General features: G+C 68.2%; 18 protein-coding genes and 1 pseudogene. 6 read left to right on the plus strand and 13 right to left on the minus strand.

Annotation, left to right across the window (positions count from 1 at the left end; genetic code table 11):
• Positions 1–12: 12 nt before the first annotated feature.
• Positions 13–579 carry a gluconokinase gene (locus MLP_RS06510; protein ID WP_049804722.1) on the plus strand — a complete coding sequence of 189 codons (567 nt, stop codon included), beginning with the start codon at positions 13–15 and terminating at the stop codon, positions 577–579.
• Positions 580–657: 78 nt separating this feature from the next.
• Here the strand turns inward: MLP_RS06510 and MLP_RS06515 are convergent, their stop codons facing one another.
• The 8 genes and pseudogenes from MLP_RS06515 to MLP_RS28895 all read right to left on the minus strand — a co-directional run bounded on the left by MLP_RS06515 (position 658) and on the right by MLP_RS28895 (position 7450).
• Positions 658–942 carry an antibiotic biosynthesis monooxygenase family protein gene (locus tag MLP_RS06515; RefSeq protein ID WP_013862233.1) on the minus strand — a complete coding sequence of 95 codons (285 nt, stop codon included), beginning with the start codon at positions 940–942 and terminating at the stop codon, positions 658–660.
• Between the two features lie 121 nt (positions 943–1063).
• A complete protein-coding gene (locus tag MLP_RS06520) occupies positions 1064–1819 on the minus strand; it encodes a decaprenylphospho-beta-D-erythro-pentofuranosid-2-ulose 2-reductase (RefSeq protein ID WP_013862234.1) in 756 nt (251 codons plus the stop codon).
• 82 nt (positions 1820–1901) lie between these two features.
• On the minus strand, positions 1902–3341 hold the full coding sequence (locus MLP_RS06525; RefSeq protein ID WP_231851425.1) for an FAD-binding oxidoreductase: 1440 nt from the start codon (positions 3339–3341) through the stop codon (positions 1902–1904).
• The gene (locus tag MLP_RS06530; protein WP_013862236.1) at positions 3338–4231 is read right to left on the minus strand and encodes a decaprenyl-phosphate phosphoribosyltransferase; all 894 of its coding nucleotides are present in this window, start codon (positions 4229–4231) and stop codon (positions 3338–3340) included. The genes MLP_RS06525 and MLP_RS06530 overlap by 4 nt, the downstream gene beginning before the upstream one ends.
• A gap of 83 nt (positions 4232–4314) precedes the next feature.
• Positions 4315–5139 (minus strand): sugar phosphate isomerase/epimerase family protein, encoded by an 825-nt coding sequence (locus MLP_RS06535; RefSeq protein ID WP_013862237.1) that lies wholly within the window; start codon positions 5137–5139, stop codon positions 4315–4317.
• Positions 5136–6311: a dihydrodipicolinate synthase family protein gene (locus tag MLP_RS06540; RefSeq protein WP_013862238.1), complete on the minus strand. Its 1176-nt coding sequence runs from the start codon at positions 6309–6311 to the stop codon at positions 5136–5138. The genes MLP_RS06535 and MLP_RS06540 overlap by 4 nt, the downstream gene beginning before the upstream one ends.
• A pseudogene (locus tag MLP_RS28890) lies at positions 6308–6946 on the minus strand (Gfo/Idh/MocA family protein); the annotation flags it as partial. The gene MLP_RS06540 and the pseudogene MLP_RS28890, both read right to left, overlap by 4 nt.
• A gap of 12 nt (positions 6947–6958) precedes the next feature.
• Positions 6959–7450: a Gfo/Idh/MocA family protein gene (locus MLP_RS28895; protein WP_013862240.1), complete on the minus strand. Its 492-nt coding sequence runs from the start codon at positions 7448–7450 to the stop codon at positions 6959–6961.
• A 163-nt stretch (positions 7451–7613) separates the two neighbouring features.
• On the opposite strand from MLP_RS28895, the gene MLP_RS06550 reads away from it, so the two are divergent.
• Entirely contained in the window at positions 7614–8657 is a 1044-nt protein-coding gene (locus tag MLP_RS06550; protein ID WP_013862241.1) for a LacI family DNA-binding transcriptional regulator, read from the plus strand.
• Positions 8658–8719: 62 nt separating this feature from the next.
• On the opposite strand, the gene MLP_RS06555 is transcribed toward MLP_RS06550, so the two are convergent.
• Positions 8720–9505: an IclR family transcriptional regulator gene (locus MLP_RS06555; protein ID WP_013862242.1), complete on the minus strand. Its 786-nt coding sequence runs from the start codon at positions 9503–9505 to the stop codon at positions 8720–8722.
• 49 nt (positions 9506–9554) lie between these two features.
• Between MLP_RS06555 and MLP_RS06560 the strand changes: the two genes are divergently transcribed.
• Positions 9555–10451, plus strand: a complete 897-nt coding sequence (locus MLP_RS06560) for an NAD(P)-dependent oxidoreductase (RefSeq protein ID WP_156821057.1) — start codon at positions 9555–9557, stop codon at positions 10449–10451.
• Between the two features lie 87 nt (positions 10452–10538).
• On the opposite strand, the gene MLP_RS26145 is transcribed toward MLP_RS06560, so the two are convergent.
• Positions 10539–11336 (minus strand): hypothetical protein, encoded by a 798-nt coding sequence (locus MLP_RS26145; protein ID WP_013862244.1) that lies wholly within the window; start codon positions 11334–11336, stop codon positions 10539–10541.
• Positions 11337–11394: 58 nt separating this feature from the next.
• Here MLP_RS26145 and MLP_RS06570 point away from each other — a divergent pair, with 58 nt between their 5' ends.
• Entirely contained in the window at positions 11395–11862 is a 468-nt protein-coding gene (locus MLP_RS06570) for a hypothetical protein (protein WP_156821058.1), read from the plus strand.
• 58 nt (positions 11863–11920) lie between these two features.
• Here MLP_RS06570 and MLP_RS06575 read toward each other — a convergent pair whose 3' ends face one another.
• Entirely contained in the window at positions 11921–12541 is a 621-nt protein-coding gene (locus MLP_RS06575; protein ID WP_013862246.1) for a Maf family protein, read from the minus strand.
• Between the two features lie 11 nt (positions 12542–12552).
• Between MLP_RS06575 and MLP_RS06580 the strand changes: the two genes are divergently transcribed.
• Positions 12553–14259 (plus strand): glycoside hydrolase family 13 protein, encoded by a 1707-nt coding sequence (locus MLP_RS06580; protein WP_013862247.1) that lies wholly within the window; start codon positions 12553–12555, stop codon positions 14257–14259.
• Here MLP_RS06580 and MLP_RS27890 read toward each other — a convergent pair.
• Positions 14163–14597 carry a hypothetical protein gene (locus MLP_RS27890; RefSeq protein ID WP_156821059.1) on the minus strand — a complete coding sequence of 145 codons (435 nt, stop codon included), beginning with the start codon at positions 14595–14597 and terminating at the stop codon, positions 14163–14165. The two genes, MLP_RS06580 and MLP_RS27890, sit on opposite strands and share 97 nt — an antisense overlap.
• Positions 14564–16171 (minus strand): glycoside hydrolase family 13 protein, encoded by a 1608-nt coding sequence (locus MLP_RS06585; protein ID WP_197536511.1) that lies wholly within the window; start codon positions 16169–16171, stop codon positions 14564–14566. The genes MLP_RS27890 and MLP_RS06585 overlap by 34 nt, the downstream gene beginning before the upstream one ends.
• A gap of 183 nt (positions 16172–16354) precedes the next feature.
• Here MLP_RS06585 and MLP_RS06590 point away from each other — a divergent pair, with 183 nt between their 5' ends.
• Positions 16355–17602 (plus strand): ROK family protein, encoded by a 1248-nt coding sequence (locus tag MLP_RS06590; protein WP_156821061.1) that lies wholly within the window; start codon positions 16355–16357, stop codon positions 17600–17602.
• Positions 17603–17607: the final 5 nt, after the last annotated feature.

Consider the following 17607-nt stretch of genomic DNA (forward strand, 5'->3'; position numbering starts at 1 on the left):
GAGGATGTGGAGATGACCGAGTCGGACGAGGCGACACCGCCGATCGTGTTGGTGGTGATGGGCGTCTCGGGCACCGGGAAGTCGACGGTGGCCGGGATGCTCGCCGGCCGGCTCGGCTGGGACCTGGAAGAAGGCGACGACCTTCACCCGGCCGCCAACGTGGCCAAGATGGCGTCAGGTCAGCCGTTGACCGACGAAGATCGCTGGCCCTGGCTGGACAAGATCTCCGCCTGGATCCAGGTGCACGTCGGTTCCGGCACACCGGGCATCGTCACCTGTTCCTCACTGCGCAAGGCCTACCGGGACAAGCTCCGGGGTCCCGGAGTCGCCTTCGTCCATCTGCACGGGAGCAAGGAGATGATCGCCGAGCGGCTCAATGCCAGGCTGGACCACTTCATGCCCAGCACCCTGCTGGACTCTCAGCTGGCCACCTTGGAGCCGTTGGATCCCGATGAGGTCGGCATTGTCGTGCCGCTGGGCCAAAAGCCCAAGGACGAGGTGAAGGAGATCATGCGTCGGCTGCACCTGAGCCAGCTGCCGCCGCCCGTGCTCAACGAGCAGGGTCTGATCGCCGAGTGAGTCCATCGGTGACTCGTGGCTGGTTCTGCGAGCCGGAAACAGTCACGAGTCACCAGCCGGTGTTTCCGGACCGTGACATCAGCCGACGTCGGTGAAGTGCTCCACCCGGGGCGGCTCGGCGAAGAACGGGCCGATCGCCGCGCGCCATGCCGGGAAGCGGTCGCTGGCGCGGAAATTCTCCTCATGCGCCGCCACCGAGTCCCACTCCACCAGCAACACGAACCGTGTCGGTGACTCGATCCCGCGGGTCATCCGGGCCGACCGGCAACCGTCGCTGGCGAGCAACAGCTCGCGAGCGCCCAGGTAAGCCGCCTCGAACCCATCGGCATCCGTCACATCGAAGATCGCTACCTCGAGAACCATGCGCCGGAGCCTATCGGGCCGCCCGGAGCGGATCTCCGAACCGGAGTTTGGTTCATGATCGTCACCAGGGAAGGTTTTCTCGCCAGCAGTCCGACGCGGGCGCGATCCTGGGTGACCTGGATCAGATCGGCAGCTTGCGGAAGATCGGGCGCGGGACGTGCCGCAGGCCCGACATCACGACCCGCATCGGGGCCGGCACCCAGATCAACTCCTTGCGGCCCTTGACCGCGGTCACCACGGCATCGGCGACATCCTCGGGCGTCACCGCCAACGGAGCCTCGTCCAGACCCTCGGTCATCTTGGAGCGGACGAAGCCGGGACGGACCACCAACACGCCGACGCCCGAGTTGCGCAGCGCCTCACCCAACCCCAGATAGAAGCCGTCGAACCCGGCTTTGGTCGATCCGTACGCGAAGTTGGAGCGACGGACCCGCTCACCCGCCACGCTGGACAGGGCAACGATCCGGCCGTGGCCCTGGGCCCGCATCCGGTTGGCCAGCAACACTCCGAGGTGGACCGGAGCGGTGTAGTTGACCTCGACCAGTTCCAGCGCGGCCGCGGGGTCGGTCCAACTGCGCTCGGCATCGCCGAGCAGACCGAAGGCGACGACCGCGATGTCGATGTCACCACCGGCGAAGGCCGCGTCGATGGTGGCCGCGTGCGTCTCGGGAGAACGTGCCTCCAGATCGACCTCGGTCACCTCGCAGCCCAGCTCTGTCAGCTCGGCGGCTGCCTCGCCACGCCGCTGGGTGGGGCGCGCAGCGAGCACCACCCGCAGCCGCCGGCCGATGGCATAGCGCCGCGCGATCGCCAACGCGATGTCGGAGGTTCCACCGAGCAGCAGCAGGGACTGGGGATTGCCAACGGCATCAATCATGCGGGTGTTGCTCCTGAGTGGGATCACAGCGGTGGGATCAAGTTCTGGGGTGGGGTGGGCGGTCTGTCAGCGGCGGGCGGGATCAAAGGCGGAGGCGACGAGCCAGGTCGGAGGTGAACATCGAGTCGGGGTCGACCCGATGGCGCACGGCCAGGAAGTCGTCCAGCCGTGGATACATCTGCCGCAGCGTCTCCGGGCCCAGCCGGGAGTCCTTGGCGAGGTAGCACCCGCCACCGGCACCCACCACCAGTTCGTCCAGACTGGTGCACAGCCGGTCCAATCCTTCGCTGATCGGCAGGTCCACGGTCAACGTCCAGCCCGGCATCGGGAAGGACAGCGGGGCAGGGTCGCCTGGGCCGAACCGTTTGAGGACGTTGAGGAAGGACGGGTGACCGGACCCCACGATCAGGTGCACGCAGCGCCGGAAGGCCTCGTGCTCGCTGAAGGGCACCACGAACTGGTATTGCAGGAACCCGTTCGATCCGTACACGTTGTTCCAGTCGGTCACGCTGTCGAGCGGATGGAAGAACGAGGTGATGTTCTGGATCTCGCCGACCTTGTGCTTGGGTGCCTTGCGGAACCACAGCTCGCTGAACGCCTTCACGGTGGCCCGGTTGATCATCCGGTTGGGGAACACCTCGGGCACGGTGCCGTACGAGGGCGCGACGAACTTCAGCGGCTCGGTGCGCAGTTTGACCGGCAGGTCGGCGACCTTGGCCTTGTTGCCGCGGGTGAGCACCGCCCGGCCCAGGTGCTTGCCGCGGGTGACCGCGTCGAACCAGGCCACTGAGTAGGTGTAGTCCTCATCGCCCTGCGACATGGTGGCCATCAGCTCGTCGAGATCGCCACACCGTTGGGTGTCGACCACGAAGTACGCGCTCTCGGTGCGCTGCACGGCGATGGTCGCCTGCAGGATCACCCCGGTCAGCCCCATCCCTCCGACGGTGGCCCAGAACAGGTCCGGATCGTCGCCGGCCGGCGTGAGAGTGCGGACGTCACCATCGGCGGTGAGCAGATCCAGCGACCGTACGTGGGTGCCGAAGCTGCCCTGGGTGTGGTGGTTCTTGCCGTGCACATCGGCACCGATCGCGCCGCCGATGGTGACCTGGCGGGTGCCGGGCAGCACCGGGATCCACAACCCGAACGGCAGCAGCGCCTTCATCAAAGCGTCCAGGCTGACCCCGGCCTGCGCGGTGACGGTCGGGCTCTCACCATCGGCCTCGACCTGCAGGATCTGGTTGAGGTTGGTCAGATCGAGTGTGGTGCCGCCGGCGTTCTGGGCAGCATCGCCGTAGGAACTGCCCAGCCCGCGGGGGACCACGCCACGATCGCCGGCCTTGCGTAGTGCGGAGATCGCACCCGCGACGCTGTCGATCTGGGCCAGATGCGAGCGCGTGGTGGCGGTCCGGCCGAAGCCGTGCAGTTCCACCAGCTCAGGTGGGATCGCCGCCGGAGTCTCCACCAGGGGCGAGGGACGCATCAGATCGGTATCGGGGAAATCGCTCATCCGGACCCAACTCATCCGAACACTGCGATGGAGATGGTGGCCAACCAGATCACTCCTAGCGCTTGCAGCACGTGGTCGTGCAGCACGACATCTTCCGGCTCGCCCGCCTTGCCGGCGTCCACCTCCAAGGCGTACTGCAGCATGCCGAGGGTGAACGGGGCGATCGAGATCGCAGTCCACGGTACGCCGAGCAGCGGATCGCTACGATTCTCGAAGGCCCACAGGCTGTAGGCGGTGACCACCAGCACCGCGGCCAGGATCCAGACGAATCGCAGGTACGACGGCGTATAGCGGTCCAGCGACTTGCGGGTGCCGGCCCCAGCGCCGACCGAGACCAGCTCAGAGTAGCGCTTGCCGGCCACCATGAACAGCGAGCCGAACGAGGCGACCAGCAGGAACCACTGGCTCAGCGCGACCCCGACCGCGACACCACCGGCGATGGCCCGCAACAGGAAGCCGCTCGACACCACCGCCAGGTCGATCACCGGCAGGTGCTTGAGCACCGCGGAGTAGAGGATCTGGATGCCGACGTACACGACCAGGGTGATGCCCAGTGCCGGATCGATCAGATAGCCCAGAGCGAGGCCACCGATGCCGAGGATCAAACCCAGGACCGCGGCGACCGGGACACTCAGCTCCCCGGCAGCGATCGGCCGGAACCGCTTCCGCGGGTGGAGTCGGTCCTCTTCGACGTCGCGGATGTCGTTCAGCAGATAGACCGCCGAGCTGACCAGGCAGAACGCGACGAACGCCAGCGCCACCCCGCGCAGCACCGCGGGCTCGAACAGCCGGCCGGCCGCCAGTGGCGCGAGTACCACCAGGAAGTTCTTGACCCACTGCCGCGGCCGGAGCGCTCGGATCGGGGCAGGCAGCCGGCTCGCCGGACGCTCGAGGGACTCAGACATCGCCCCAGAGCGTAGTTGCCGTGAGCCCGGGCGGGCGCCCAGCGCCACCGGCTGGGCAGGCCATCACAGATCTGAGCAGGCTGTCACAGATAAGGCTCCACGAGTTCGGTGTAGCGCTCCGTCATCGTGGCCAGGACCTGCTCGCCCGGGGTGGCCCAGATGTCGGCGTTGAAGATCTCCACCTCGACGTCGCCGGAGTATCCGGTCTCGGTCACCCACCCGGTGATGACGCCGAAGTCGATGTGGCCGTCACCCATCATGCCGCGGGCCAGCAGCGTGTCGGCCGGCAGCGGGGTGATCCAGTCGCAGATCTGATAGCTGTAGATCCGCTCCCCGGCCCGGAGGATCTGCTCACGCAAGGCCGGATCCCACCAGACGTGGAAGGTGTCGAACACGACTCCGACCTCGTCCGCGCCGAACTGTTCGGCGATGTCGAGCGCCTGCCCGAGGGTGGAGACCACCCCTCGGTCGGCGGCGTAGATCGGGTTCATCGGCTCGATGCCGAGCCGGATGCCGCGTTCCCTGGCGTACGGGACCAGGCGGCCGATCGCCTCGGCCGCGCGTGACCGAGCACCGATCAGGTCTCGGTCACCGTCCGGGAGGCCGCCGGGAACCAGGCACAGCGTGTCGGTGCCGATCGCGGCCGCCTCGTCGATGGCCCGCAGGTTGTCGGCGTGTGCGGCCTCGATCTGCGCCGGATCGGCGGCGGTGAAGAAGCCGCCGCGGCACAACGACGAAACCCGCAGCCCGGTGTCGGCCAGCCAGTTCCGGGCGTTCTCCAGGCCGGCCTCGGCGAGCGGCTCGCGCCAGATGCCGATGCTGGACAGACCCGCCGCGACCGTGCCGTCGATGGCCTCGCGCAGTGACCAGGAGTTGGTGGTCTTCTGATTGAGCGAGAGTCGGCTCATCGGTCGAAGCCCGCCGCATCGAAGCCTGCCGCGTCGAGGACGAGCCCGAGGCGATGGGCCGCGAGCTCGGGATCGGGCAGCAGCCGTACGGCGTTGGCCAGCTCGAACACCCGGGCGAGGTGGACGGGCGAGCGGGCTGACTGCAGTCCGCCGACCATGGTGAAGCCGTCCTGATGGCCCGAGAGCCAAGCCAGGAAGGCGATCCCGGTCTTGTAGTAGAAGGTCGGCGCCGCGAACACGTGCCGGGACAGTTCCAGCGTGGGCTCCATTTCGGCGCGGTACGTCGCCACGTCGCCCATGTCCAGCGCAGCCAACGCGGCGGAAGCAGCCGGGGCGATCGCCGCGAACGCGCCGAGCAGCGCGTCGGAGTGATGAGTGCCGTCGCCCTCGATCAGCTCCGGGTAGTTGAAGTCGTCACCGGTGTAGAGGCGGACGCCCTGGGGCAGCCGGGCCCGTAGGCCGATCTCGTGCTCGGCCGACAACAGGGAGACCTTCACGCCGTCGATCCTGTCTGCGTGCGACGTCAGCAGACCGACGAAGGTATCGGTCGCGACCTCGACATCGGAGCTGCCCCAATAGCCGGCCAGGCTCGGGTCGAACGCCTCACCCAGCCAGTGCAGGATCACCGGCCGGCTCACCTGCGACAGCAGCGTGTCATAGACCCGCAGGTAGTCGTCGGCGTGTCGCGCGCTTGCCGCCAACTGGCGCGAGGCCATCAAGATCACCTGCGAGCCGGTGCCCTCGACGAACTCCAACTGTTCGCCGTAGCCGGCGATCACCTGGTCGAGACTGACCGGCCCGGCCGGCAGGTGATCTGTGCCGACGCCGGACGCGATCCGGGCGCCGAGCTCGAGCGCCTGCGCTGCGCTCCGCGAGATCAGCTCCTGGGTGGCCGCCCAGTCGAGACCCATGTTGCGCTGGGCTGTGTCCATGGCCTCCGCGACACCGAGTCCATAGCGGAACAGATGGCGACGAAACGCCAAGGTGGCGTCCCAGTCCACGACAGCCGGTGCGCCGGGGACGTTCTCCCCGTACGGGTCGGCGACGACGTGCGCGGCGGCGAAGGCGACGCGGCTGGTGTAGGGCTGTGGATGCTCGGCCCAGGACCGTGGCTCGGCCAGCGCGACGGTCCGCAACGAGCCGTCGGTCTGGGGAAGACGGACGGAACTCACAGCTGTCCGATCTCGACCCGGCGGCCCTCGGCCGAGGACTGCAGACCGGCCTCGACCAGCCGTAGACCACGGACACCGGCCGCGAGGTCGTAGCCGTGCGGCCGGCCGGCATGGACATCACGGAGGAACTGCTCCCACTGGGCGCGGAAGCCGTTGGGATACTCCTCGAGGTCGGGAATCTGCTCCCACTGGCCGCGGAAGTCCTGATCGGTGGGAATGTCGGGGTTCCAGACCGGTTTCGGGGTCTGGGCGCGCGGCTGGATCCGGCAGCCGAACAGGCCGGCGACCGCGGAGCCATGGGTGCCGTCGACCTGGAACTCGACGAGTTCCCCGCGATCGACCCGAACCGCCCAGGACGAGTTGATCTGGGCGATGATGCCGCCGGAGAGCTCGAAGATGCCGTACGCGGCGTCGTCGGCCGTGGCGGTGTAGACGTTGCCGTTCTCGTCCCAGCGTTCCGGGATGTGGGTGACGGCCTTGGCCGTGACGGCCTCGACACGGCCGAACAGGTTCTCCAGGACGTAGTTCCAGTGGCAGAACATGTCGAGCACCATGCCGCCGCCGTCCTCGGCGCGATAGTTCCAACTCGGCCGTTGGGCGGGAATGATGTCGCCCTCGAACACCCAATAGCCGAACTCGCAACGGACCTAGAGGATGCGACCGAAGAAGCCGAGATCGATCAGCCGCTTCAGCTTGACCAGAGCCGGCAGATAGAGCTTGTCATGCACGACACCGGTGATTGCCCCGGCCTGCTCCGCGGCGGAGACGAGCTCGAGACCATCGGCGACGGACTCGGCGATCGGCTTCTCGGTGAAGATGTGTTTGCCGGCCGCCAGCCCCTTGAGGATGGCCTCCTTGCGGGCCGAGGTGACCTGCGCATCGAAGTAGATCCGAGCCTGAGGATCGGCGAGCGCGGCGTCGAGATCGGTGGTCCAGTGTGCGATGTCGTGCTGCTTGGCCAGCGCCGACAGCTTGTCGGCGCTGCGGCCGACGAGCACTGGCTCGACCTGAAGCCGATCGCCACCGACAACGACGCCGCCGGCATCGCGGATCGCCAGGATCGACCGCAGGAGGTGCTGCCGATAGCCCATCCGCCCGGTGACTCCGTTCATGATCACCTTGATGGTCCGCTCTGCCACAGTCGCTCCTTTGGTTGATGGCCGAATCGAGATCCCGTTGTCGAGATCGTGCGCGTAAGCGTTTAACGAAAGCGCTTACGTAAGCGTACGCTGCGGCTTGTCGGCGGCGCAACTGTTTGTCGGCGATGAACTGCTGGCCGCGAACTCCTGAGAGGGGAGACGGATGAGTAACGGCCCCATGCGGCTGGCCGACGTGGCCGACGCCGCCGGTGTCTCGCTGGCCACGGCCTCACGCTCGTTGCGCGGGCTGACCGGGGTGAGCGACGAGGTGGCGGCCCGGGTCCGCAAGACAGCCGAGGACCTGGGCTATGTGGTCAACACCCACGCCCAGACCTTGGCCGGCGGTACGACGTCGATCGCCGGCCTGATCGTGCACCAGATCGACGATCCCTATTTCACCGAGATTGCCGCCGGTGTCGTGCACGCCGCGGAGGAGCGAGGCCTCATCGTGCAGGTCGCCCACTCCGGTCGTGATCCGCAGCGTGAGGTCAAGCAGCTCCACTCACTCGTGGCGCAACGGGCGAGAGTGATCGTGATCGCAGGCTCGGGCTACGTCGACGGCGAGCAGGAGGCCGAGGCTCGGCGGCTGCTGTCGACCTATCAGCGCAACGGCGGGCGGGTGGCCGTTGTCGGGCGGCACCAGCTGGGTGTCGATGCGCTGCTGCCGGACAACCGCGGCGCGGCGCGTGCCGTGGCCGAGCATCTCGTCGAGCTCGGTCACCAGGAGATCGCGATCGTATCCGGGCCCGCTGCACTGACCACGGTGCAGGACCGGCTGGCCGGGGCGCAGGAGGTGCTCTCGCGCGCCGGGGCGCGCTGGCACGTGGTGCCGACGGACTTCACCGCGGAGGGCGCTGGACCGGCGGCGATCCAGGCGCTTCGCGACTGGCCCGATGTCACTGCCATTCTCGCGCTCAACGATTCGATGGCCATCGCGATCCTCGTCGCCCTGCGTCGGCTGGGGGTCTCGGTGCCCGGGGAGATCTCGGTCGCGGGAATCGACGACGTGTCGGTGGCTGAGCTGCTCTATCCGAGTCTGACCACCGCACGGTTTCCGCTGGAGCGGATGGGCCGGGACGCGCTGGAGCTGGCGACCCGACCTGCCGCCGCTCGGCCGCGGCGGAAGGCCGTGTCGGCCGAACTGGTTGTCCGGGAGTCGACCGCAACTCCGCGCGTGCTGCCGATCCGCAGTCTCGGCCTCTCGTGACACCTGCGACAGGGCCGGCATCAGCCCACTGAACGCAGTTCAATAGGCTGAACGGTGGGAGTTCAGTTGAGCGTGGCGCGGTAGAGCGGGTTGCTCAGTCGATACACCCCTTCGTGCAGCTCGGCGACGATCCGGGCGACGAAGTCGGGCGTGGCCATGCTCGCCATCAGCGAGGTTCCCATCGCCAGTGGCTGGTCGCCGCTGGTCCATGGGGGCAGCACGACCGCTACCCCGAAGATGCCTGGATGTACCTCGTTGTCGTCGATCGCGTGTCCGCGCTCTCGTGCGGCCCTGACCTTGGTCAGCAGGGCGGGCACGGTGCGGACGCTGTTCGTGGTCAGCTGCGGGAAGTGCTGTTGCCCGCGAAACCGCTCGATGATCTCGGCGTCGGTGAGCGTGGTCAGCAGGGCATTGCCGATCGCGGTCGGTGCGGCGGGGAATCGGCTCCCGATGCTGGCGGTCAGTTGCATGGTGGCGCGGCCTTCGTGGCGAGCCAGATAGACCGCCTCGGTGTCGTGCAGCATCGCGATCTGCACGATCTCTTGGGACAGCAGGGGAGCGGATTCGCAGAACGAGTAGAACTCGCGCAGCTGATTGAACTGGGCGACGTATGCGCCGCCGAGCTCGACATTGCGTCGTCCGAGGACGTAGCCGCTGGGCTTCCGGGCGATCATCTCCTCGTCCTCCAGGGCCTGGCACAGGTTGGAGGTCGATGACTTCGCCGCTCCGATCCCGCGGGCGAGATCAGCCAGGCTGATCGGCTCTCCCCGGGAGTCGGCGAGCAGGCGGAGGATCGCTAGGGCTCGGGTGACTGCTGGGGCCGGGGAGCGGTCTGTCTCGGTCTTCATCGGGCTCATCCATTCACAATGCTGAATAGCGTTCGTTATGCTGGATCCTATGGCAATGGTCGATGGAGATGTGACGACGGTCGGTGTGATCGGGCTCGGCGCCATGGGTGCGCCGATGACGGCCAACCTGCTCCGACGCTCAGGTGGGCCCGTCCGGATTACCGGTCGGGTCAAGGACAAGCACCAGGCCTTGATCGAGTCCGGCGCGCACTGGCATGACACTGCGCGGTCGTTGGCCACCGGCTGCGACGTGGTGCTGTTGATGCTGCCGGACCTGCCGGAGGTGGAGCAGGTGCTGGCCGGGCCGGACGGTCTGCTGGCTGCGGTTCCGGACGACCTGCTGTTGATCATCTCCTCGACGTCCTCACCGACGGGTGTGCGGGAGCTGGCCGAACGGCTGCTCGAGCAGACAGACGGTGCCGTCAAGGTCGTCGATGCCCCGGTGTCTGGCGGAGTGGACGGCGCTGTTGCCGGCACGTTGTCGATCATGGTCGGCGGTGCGGACGCCGACGTGGCCAGGGCCTTGCCGGTGCTGGCCGCCTGTGGCACCCCGGTCCACCTGGGACCGCTCGGTGCCGGCGAGGTGGCCAAGGCCTGCAACCAGATGATCGTGTCCGCGACGATCCTGGCCCTGGGCGAGGCGGCCGTGCTCGCGGACCGCAGCGGACTGGACCTGGCGAAGCTGTTCGACCTGTTGGCGGGCGGCTATGCCGGCAGCCGCCTCCTCACCACACGCGGTGATCGGATCGTCACTGCGGACTACAGCCCGTCGGGTGTCGCCAAGTACATGGTGAAAGACCTGTCGTTCGCCACTGCCGTCGCCGAGGCCACCGACACCCACCCGATCTTGCTGCCTGCGCTGAGCGCAGCCTTCGACGAGCTGGTCGAGCGGGGACTCGGCGACTACGACATTTCAGTGGCTCGGCGGTTCGTCGCCGAGCGCTGAGCTCCGCGCCAGTCCTTTGTGTACGGTGCGGATATCTACGCTCAGATCGCGCTCAGCCGGGCCAGGTGTCTGGCAGATTCTCGAAGATCAGCAGTCAATCTCGACCGGGAGCGGATTCACTGCCAGCACCCTCGACCGGTTGCCAACGAGCCAGAGCTGGTCGGGATTGGCGCGGGCGGCGGCATAGACGGCCGCCGCGGTCGAACCGGTGAGGGTGCCGCAGGCGATGGAATTCCGGCGCACATTCGATGGCTGGTGCAGGAAGCTGTCGGGATTGGGGCCCGGCCAGCGGATGGTGGCCGTTCCCTGAGTGCGCTGTTCGAGCACGACCACTCGATCTGGGACGTACGTGCTGCCGCCGTCGCCGATCAGTGCCTCTGCATCGAAGATCAGGGTACGGAGCTGCTTGCGTCGGCGCCGATTCAGGATCGAGGCGTACTCGTCGAAGGACTCCGACAGGCCGTAGACCGAGACTTCCTGCGAGCCCGTGGCACCATGCGACCAGACCCGGGTCGAGGGCAGGTCGGTCACCGGAAGGACGTCGTAGTCGGCGGTGAGCAGACCGGATCGCTCGCACTGGGCGACCAGGCGGGCGACTGCCAGAGGATCAACCTGGGCGGTGGTGTACGTGCCTGGTCCGGCAGGATCGCCTGGATCCTGGCTGATGATGCGACCACTGCCGTAGAGCAGCAACGACGGTGTCTGCAGCGCCCAGCCCAGTGAGGACGACCACGGCGAGACCGAGGAGACTCCGAAGACGAGCTGCTCGGCGGGCAGCGGGTTGACCGGATCCGCACCGACGCCGCAGCCGGCGAGCCCGATGCCGGTGGCCGAGAGGCCCGCCAACAACCTGAGCATCGAGCGGCGGGTGAGCTGCGCATCCACCTGACGACGGTAGCCGGGGACAGGCTCACCGCGACTCCGTAACGACTACCCTTCGTGGGTGGTTAGAGGTCGGATGGCGCTGGGCGCGGTCATCGCCGCGGTGGCGCTGGCGGGATGCGGTGCAGCACCCGAAGAACCACCGCAGCCGCCATCGAGCTCACCGATTCCCTCGGTCAGCGCCTCACCCACCGAGTCGCCGACGCCAACGCCCACGCCGACCCGGGCGCTGGCCGGTTTGACCCTTCGCCAGCTGGGCTTCAACAACGGACCGCTGGATGAGTTCTCCCTGCCGAGCAATCTGCAGATCTCGACCCGGGTCGATCAGCCCAATGTGGTCACCATCGTCTTGGCCAGTCCGAGCCCGGAGCTGATCGAGGACTATCTGCGAGCCACTCTTCCTCAGGAGGGATTCACCATCGATGCGAGGGCGGCTGCCGGCCAGGCGATGACGTTTGCCGGCCACGGCTGGACCGGCGGCTTCACCGGTACGGGCGCCAACTCGGCCGTCGTGCTCCGACCGCGCTGATCTGCCCGTACGCGCTGATCTGCCCGTACGTACGCGCTGATCTCCCGTACGGGAAGGCTCACTGGCGCAGCGAAGCCCAGCTCACCCCGAGATCGGCCAGCAGCAACCGCAGCAACGGCAGGCTGATGCCGACCACGTTGTGCGGATCACCCTCGATTCGGGTCACGTACGGTCCGCCGAGACCGTCGATGGTGAACGCACCGGCTACCTGCAACGGCTCGCCGGTGGCCACGTACGCGTCGATCTCGGCATTGTCGAGATCGGCGAAGTAGACGGTGGTCGAGGCAGTCGCGGTACGCGAGGCGCCGCCCGGCAGTCGAATCACGTGGTGTCCGGTGTGCAGCACACCACTGCGGCCGCGCATCAGCCGCCATCGGCGGACCGCGTCGGCGGCATCTCTCGGCTTGCCAAGCGCAAGACCGTCCAACTCGAGCAGTGAGTCGCAGCCGATGACCACCTCGTCATCGCCGCCACTACCAGCGTGGCTACTCAGTCGGCGAGCTGCCACGGCCTCGGCCTTGGCCCGGGCCAGCGCCGACGCCAACTCTTGAACTGAGGGGGCTCGGATCGAGTCCTCGTCAATGCCGGAGACTTCGACCTCGGGAACAATCCCGGCCCGTCGCAGAGTGCCATATCGGGCGGGCGACGCGGAGGCCAGAACGACGCGTGGGGTGGTCACCTCATTAGGTTATGGGGATGTCCTTCAACGATGATCCTCAGTGGTGGCGCAGCGCCGTCGTCTACCAGGTATATCCACGCTCGTTTGCCGACGCCGACGGAGACGGCACCGGTGATGTCCGCGGCATGATCGACAAGCTCGACTACCTCGCCGAACTCGGTGTCGACGCCATCTGGGTGAGCCCGTGGTACGCGTCTCCACTGGCCGACGGCGGCTACGACGTCAGCGACTATCGCGACATCCTGCCGGAGTTCGGCACCCTGGCCGAAGCGGACGCCTTCGTCGAGCAGGCACATGCGCGAGGGCTTCGGGTGCTGATCGACCTGGTGCCCAACCACAGCAGCGACGAGCATCCCTGGTTCCAGCAGGCCTTGGCTGCCGCACCGGGCTCGGCGGAGCGAGAGCTCTATCTCTTCCGCGACGGACAGGGTCCCGACGGCGACGAGCCGCCCAACAACTGGCCGGCCATGTTCGGCGGCGGCGCCTGGGAGCGGACCACGAATCCCGACGGGACACCCGGGCAGTGGTATCTGCACCTGTTCGACATCAAGCAGCCCGACTGGAACTGGGAGAATCCGGCGGTCGCCGACGAGTTCGACGACATCCTGCGGTTCTGGTTCGACCGGGGGATCGACGGCTTCCGGATCGACGTGGCCAACTCGATGGCCAAGGCGCCCGGTCTGCCGGACTGTGCGGTCGACCCCGAGACCGGCGAGCCAGTCGCGATGGTGCTCACCGGCACTCCGTACATGAATCAGCCGCACGTGCACGACATCCTGCGGCGCTGGCGTACGGTCGCCGACAGCTATGCCGACTCCGGCCTCGGCCCGCGGGTCTATGTCTCCGAGGCGTGGGTGACCCCCGCCGAGGAACTGGCCAAATACATCCGGCCGGACGAACTGCACACGACGTTCAACTTCGACGCGCTGATGTGCGAGTGGACGGCGGCCTCACAGCGGAACGTGATCGATCTGACGCTGGCCTCCACCGCCGCGGTTGGGGCGCCGCCCACCTGGGTGCTGGCCAACCACGACACCACCCGGGTGGTCACCCGCTATGGCCGTTCGATCACCGGAGCCCGCTTCACCCCGACCGGGATCGACCACGAGGCCTTCGCCGGGATCGGCGCGGTGCCTGCGGGGGCCACCGACGTGGCGCTCGGTCGCAAGCGGGCCCGTGCGGCGGTTCTGCTGGAGCTGGCGTTGCCCGGCGGAGCGTACGTCTACCAGGGTGATGAGCTCGGTCTGGAGGAGGTCGAGGACATTCCCGAGGAACTGCTGCAGGACCCGACCTGGGAGCGCTCCGGCCACACCATTCGCGGCCGGGACGGATGCCGGGTCCCGATGCCCTGGTCCGGTACGCAGCCGCCGTACGGCTTCGGCACGGCCGAAACACCGCCGTGGCTGCCCCAGCCGACCGACTGGTCCGGCTTGACCGTCGAGGCGCAGAACCGCGACCCGAACAGCCACCTGGCGCTGTATCGGACAGCGCTCGCCGAACGGCGAGCCAACCCGGCGCTCGGCGACGGTGGGCTCAGCTGGGTCGAGGGCCTGCCCGAGGGGGTGCTGGCCTTCGACCGCGAGCCCGGCTTCCGTTGCGTGGTGAACTTCGGGCCGGAGCCTTATTCCCTGCCGGAGGACGCCGAGGCCCTGGTGGCATCGGGCGATGTCTCCGCCGGGGTCCTTGGCGCGGACGAGGCAGTCTGGCTGCGACGCTGATCGTCCGGCACCAATAGCCGGCCGGCTTGGGACACGATGGCCGCTCGCTCGTAGCGGCCGCCAGGCCGGCTGGCTACCTCCAGCAGGAACTGCTGGAGGACGACGGCATTGGTGACCAGCGCGTCGAACAGTGACTCGTCGTCATTGACCTCGTCGCGCAGTTCCTTGGCCAGCTGCAGCACGTCCGGATACCATGCCGGGTCGTCCCGGCGTGGGTCCAGCGCATCGAGCGCGCCGACCCACAGTTGGGCCAGGCGGACGGCGGGCTCGTTGGCGGGCCCGCCAGCCAACTCGGTCACGCCGGTCAGTGCTGCTGGCTCGGCCCGGCCGGCCGCCACCAGACAGTCGTGTTCGCCGGGATCTTGTCGTCGGTGAGCGGAGCGCTGGTCAGCAGGATCTCGCCGTCCGGCAGCGAGACGCTGGCCGGGCCGAAGTTGGTCAAGCTGTGCCAGCCGTTCGGGCGGCGGAAGTGCACCACTCCCGGACCGCTCTCGCACCACGTCAACGCCTCGATGTCCTGCAGTTCGCGACGCAGCCGCAGCGCTGTCCGATAGAGGCTGAGCGAGGAATCGGGGTCAGTGCTCTCGGCGGCGACGGTGTAGTCGGCGAACCAGTCCGGCTGGGGCAGATGAGGCGCTGCGTCGCCGAAACCGTAGGAGGGGTCCTCGTCGGTCCAGGGGAGTGGCACCCGGCAGCCGTCGCGGCCGATCGCCGTGCCGCCGGTACGGAAGAACTGCGGATCCTGTCGCTGGTCGGGGGCGATCTCCGGCACCTCGAACAAGCCGAGCTCTTCGCCCTGGTAGAGGTAGGTCGAGCCCGGCAGCGCGAGCAGCAGCAGCGTCGCCGCCCTGGCCCGGCGGGCGCCGAGAGCGCGGTCCTGCGTCTCGGGATTGGCGCGGGCGAGCAGTTCGACCGGGTCGTCAGTCGGGGCGAGGCCGTGGCCCTGGTTGCCGTAGCGGGTGGCGTGCCGGACCACGTCGTGGTTGGACAGCACCCAGGTGGTCGAGGACCCGCTGGCCGTGGCCAGGGCGAGATTCTCGGTGATGACGTTGCGGAACTGATCGGCACTCCACGGTGCGGTCAGCAGATCGAAGTTGAAGGCCTGTCCCAGGCCGTCGGGGCTCGCGTAGCGAGGACGCCGGTGGGTCGGCACCCAGGCCTCGGCGACCGCCATCCGCGGTGGGTCGTAGGAGTTGAAGACCTCCCGCCAGCCGGCGTACACCTCGTGCACCTCGTCCCGATCCCGCAGCGGGTGCAGGCCGTCGCCGAAGTTCGGCAACTCGGCCTGGGTGGGCAACGGCTCGCTCAGATCCTTGACCAGCATGGAGGCGACATCGACCCGGAAGCCGTCGACACCACGGTCGGACCAGAAGCGCAGCGTGGTCAGGAAGTCGGCGCGAACCTCCGCGTTGTCCCAGTTGAGATCCGGCTGCTCGGGCGCGAACAGATGCAGATACCACTGGCCGTCGGGGAGCCGGGTCCAGGCCGGGCCACCGAAGAACGACTGCCAGTCGCTGGGCGGCACGGAGCCGTCCTCGCCGAGGCCGTCGCGGAAGATGTAGCGGTCGCGGGCCGGCGAGCCGGGCGGTGAAGCCAGCGCTTCGACGAACCACGCGTGCCGATTCGAGGTGTGGTTGGGGACGATGTCGACGATCATCCGCAGACCGCGGGCGTGCAGGTCGGCAGTGAGCGCGTCGAAGTCGGCCAGGGTGCCGAGCTCAGGGGCCACGTCGCGGTAGTCGTCGACGTCATAACCGCCGTCGGCGAGCGCGGAGGGGTAGAACGGGCTGAGCCAGACCGCGTCGACGCCGAGTCCGGCCAGGTAGTCCACCCGGCTCCGAATGCCGTTCAGATCGCCGATGCCATTGCCGTCGGAGTCGGCGAAGCTGCGCGGATAGACCTGGTAGACCACCGCCTGACGCCACCAGTCCGCGGCTGCGGGCGCGTATGACGTTGACTCTGCGTACGACGCTGATTCTGCGTTCGACGCTGCTTCAGGGGCTGTTGACACGGTGGCTTCGGTGGACACCAACGACCTTTCGACAGGACCTATATATAATGGCTGAATCTACCCGTCGGAAGGGGCGTGGTCAACGTGGCTGATCAGTCCATCGCGCCTGCCTCGACTCAATCGATCGCGCTGGCATCGACTCAGTCGATCGCACCGGCTTCGTCGACGACCGTACGGCGTACCAACGCTCGACTGGTGCTGACCGAGCTATGGGCCAGCGAGGCCGGTGACACGGTGACCGCCAACGAACTGATGGAGTTGACCGGGCTGACTCGGGCCACCGTGCTCGCCGTCTGCGACGACCTGGTGCGGCTCGGCTGGCTGCAGGAATCGTCCGGGGTCGCTGCGGTGACGACTGGCGCGACCGCGGGCCGACCACCGCGCCGGTTCAGCTTCTGCGCCGGGGCCGGCTATGTGGTCGGCGTGGATGTCGGTGATGCCTCGATCAGGGTCGCGGTGGCTGATCTGCGGGGCGGCATCATCGGTCGCGCCCGTCGTCAGGCCGGGTTCGCCGCGGATCAGGGCGCTGAGCGTGAGGTCGCGATCCGGCAGGTGATCGCAGCAGCGCTGGCTGACGCGGAGATCCCGGCATCCAGTGTTCGGGTGATCTCGTTCGGACTGGCCGCGCCCGTCAGGCCGTCGGGAGGAACACCAGCCGCGGCTCACGGGACCTACTGGTCGCGGATGCAACTCGACCCCAGCGCGGTCCTGGCGGGTCGGCCGGATTGGCAGCACTGGTTGGTGCTGGTCAACAACGACGCCAACCTGGCGGCGCTGGCGGCAGGGGCGCACGGTGAGGCCGATCCGCACGGCGATTACGTGGTGCTGCTGTCCGGAGAGCGGTTCGGCGCCGGCATCGTCGCCGGCGGGCGGCTGTTGCTGGGCCGCGACGGTGGCGCGGGTGATCTGCACTTCCTCGAACTGATCAGTGGAGTGGGGGATCAGAAGGGCCTGGCGGCCACCGCCCGCCGACTGTGGACCGCGACCCCCGGCGCTGCCTCGTCGCTGGCCGTGTTCGAGGCGGCGCGCGCAGGGGACTTGGCGGCGACCGCGGCCGTACGCGCGCTGGCCGATCGCCTCGCGCGGGTCGTGGCTGCGCTGGCCAGCCTGCTGAACCCCGAGCGAGTGATCGTCGCGGGTGCGGTGGCCGCCTCGCTGAGCCAGCTGATCGACTTGTGTCGCCAGCGGCTGCCGGACTACGCACAGTTGCCGCCTGAGGTCACGGCGTCTGCCCTCGGCGGCGACATCGTGTTGCTCGGTGCGATCCAGGCAGGCATCAAGCAGTTGGCCGAGGGCGCTCTGGACCGGCCGGCCAAGGCGCTGGCCGGCTGAGTAGC

The sequence above is a fragment of the Microlunatus phosphovorus NM-1 genome, assembly GCF_000270245.1.
GTDB lineage: Bacteria > Actinomycetota > Actinomycetes > Propionibacteriales > Propionibacteriaceae > Microlunatus > Microlunatus phosphovorus.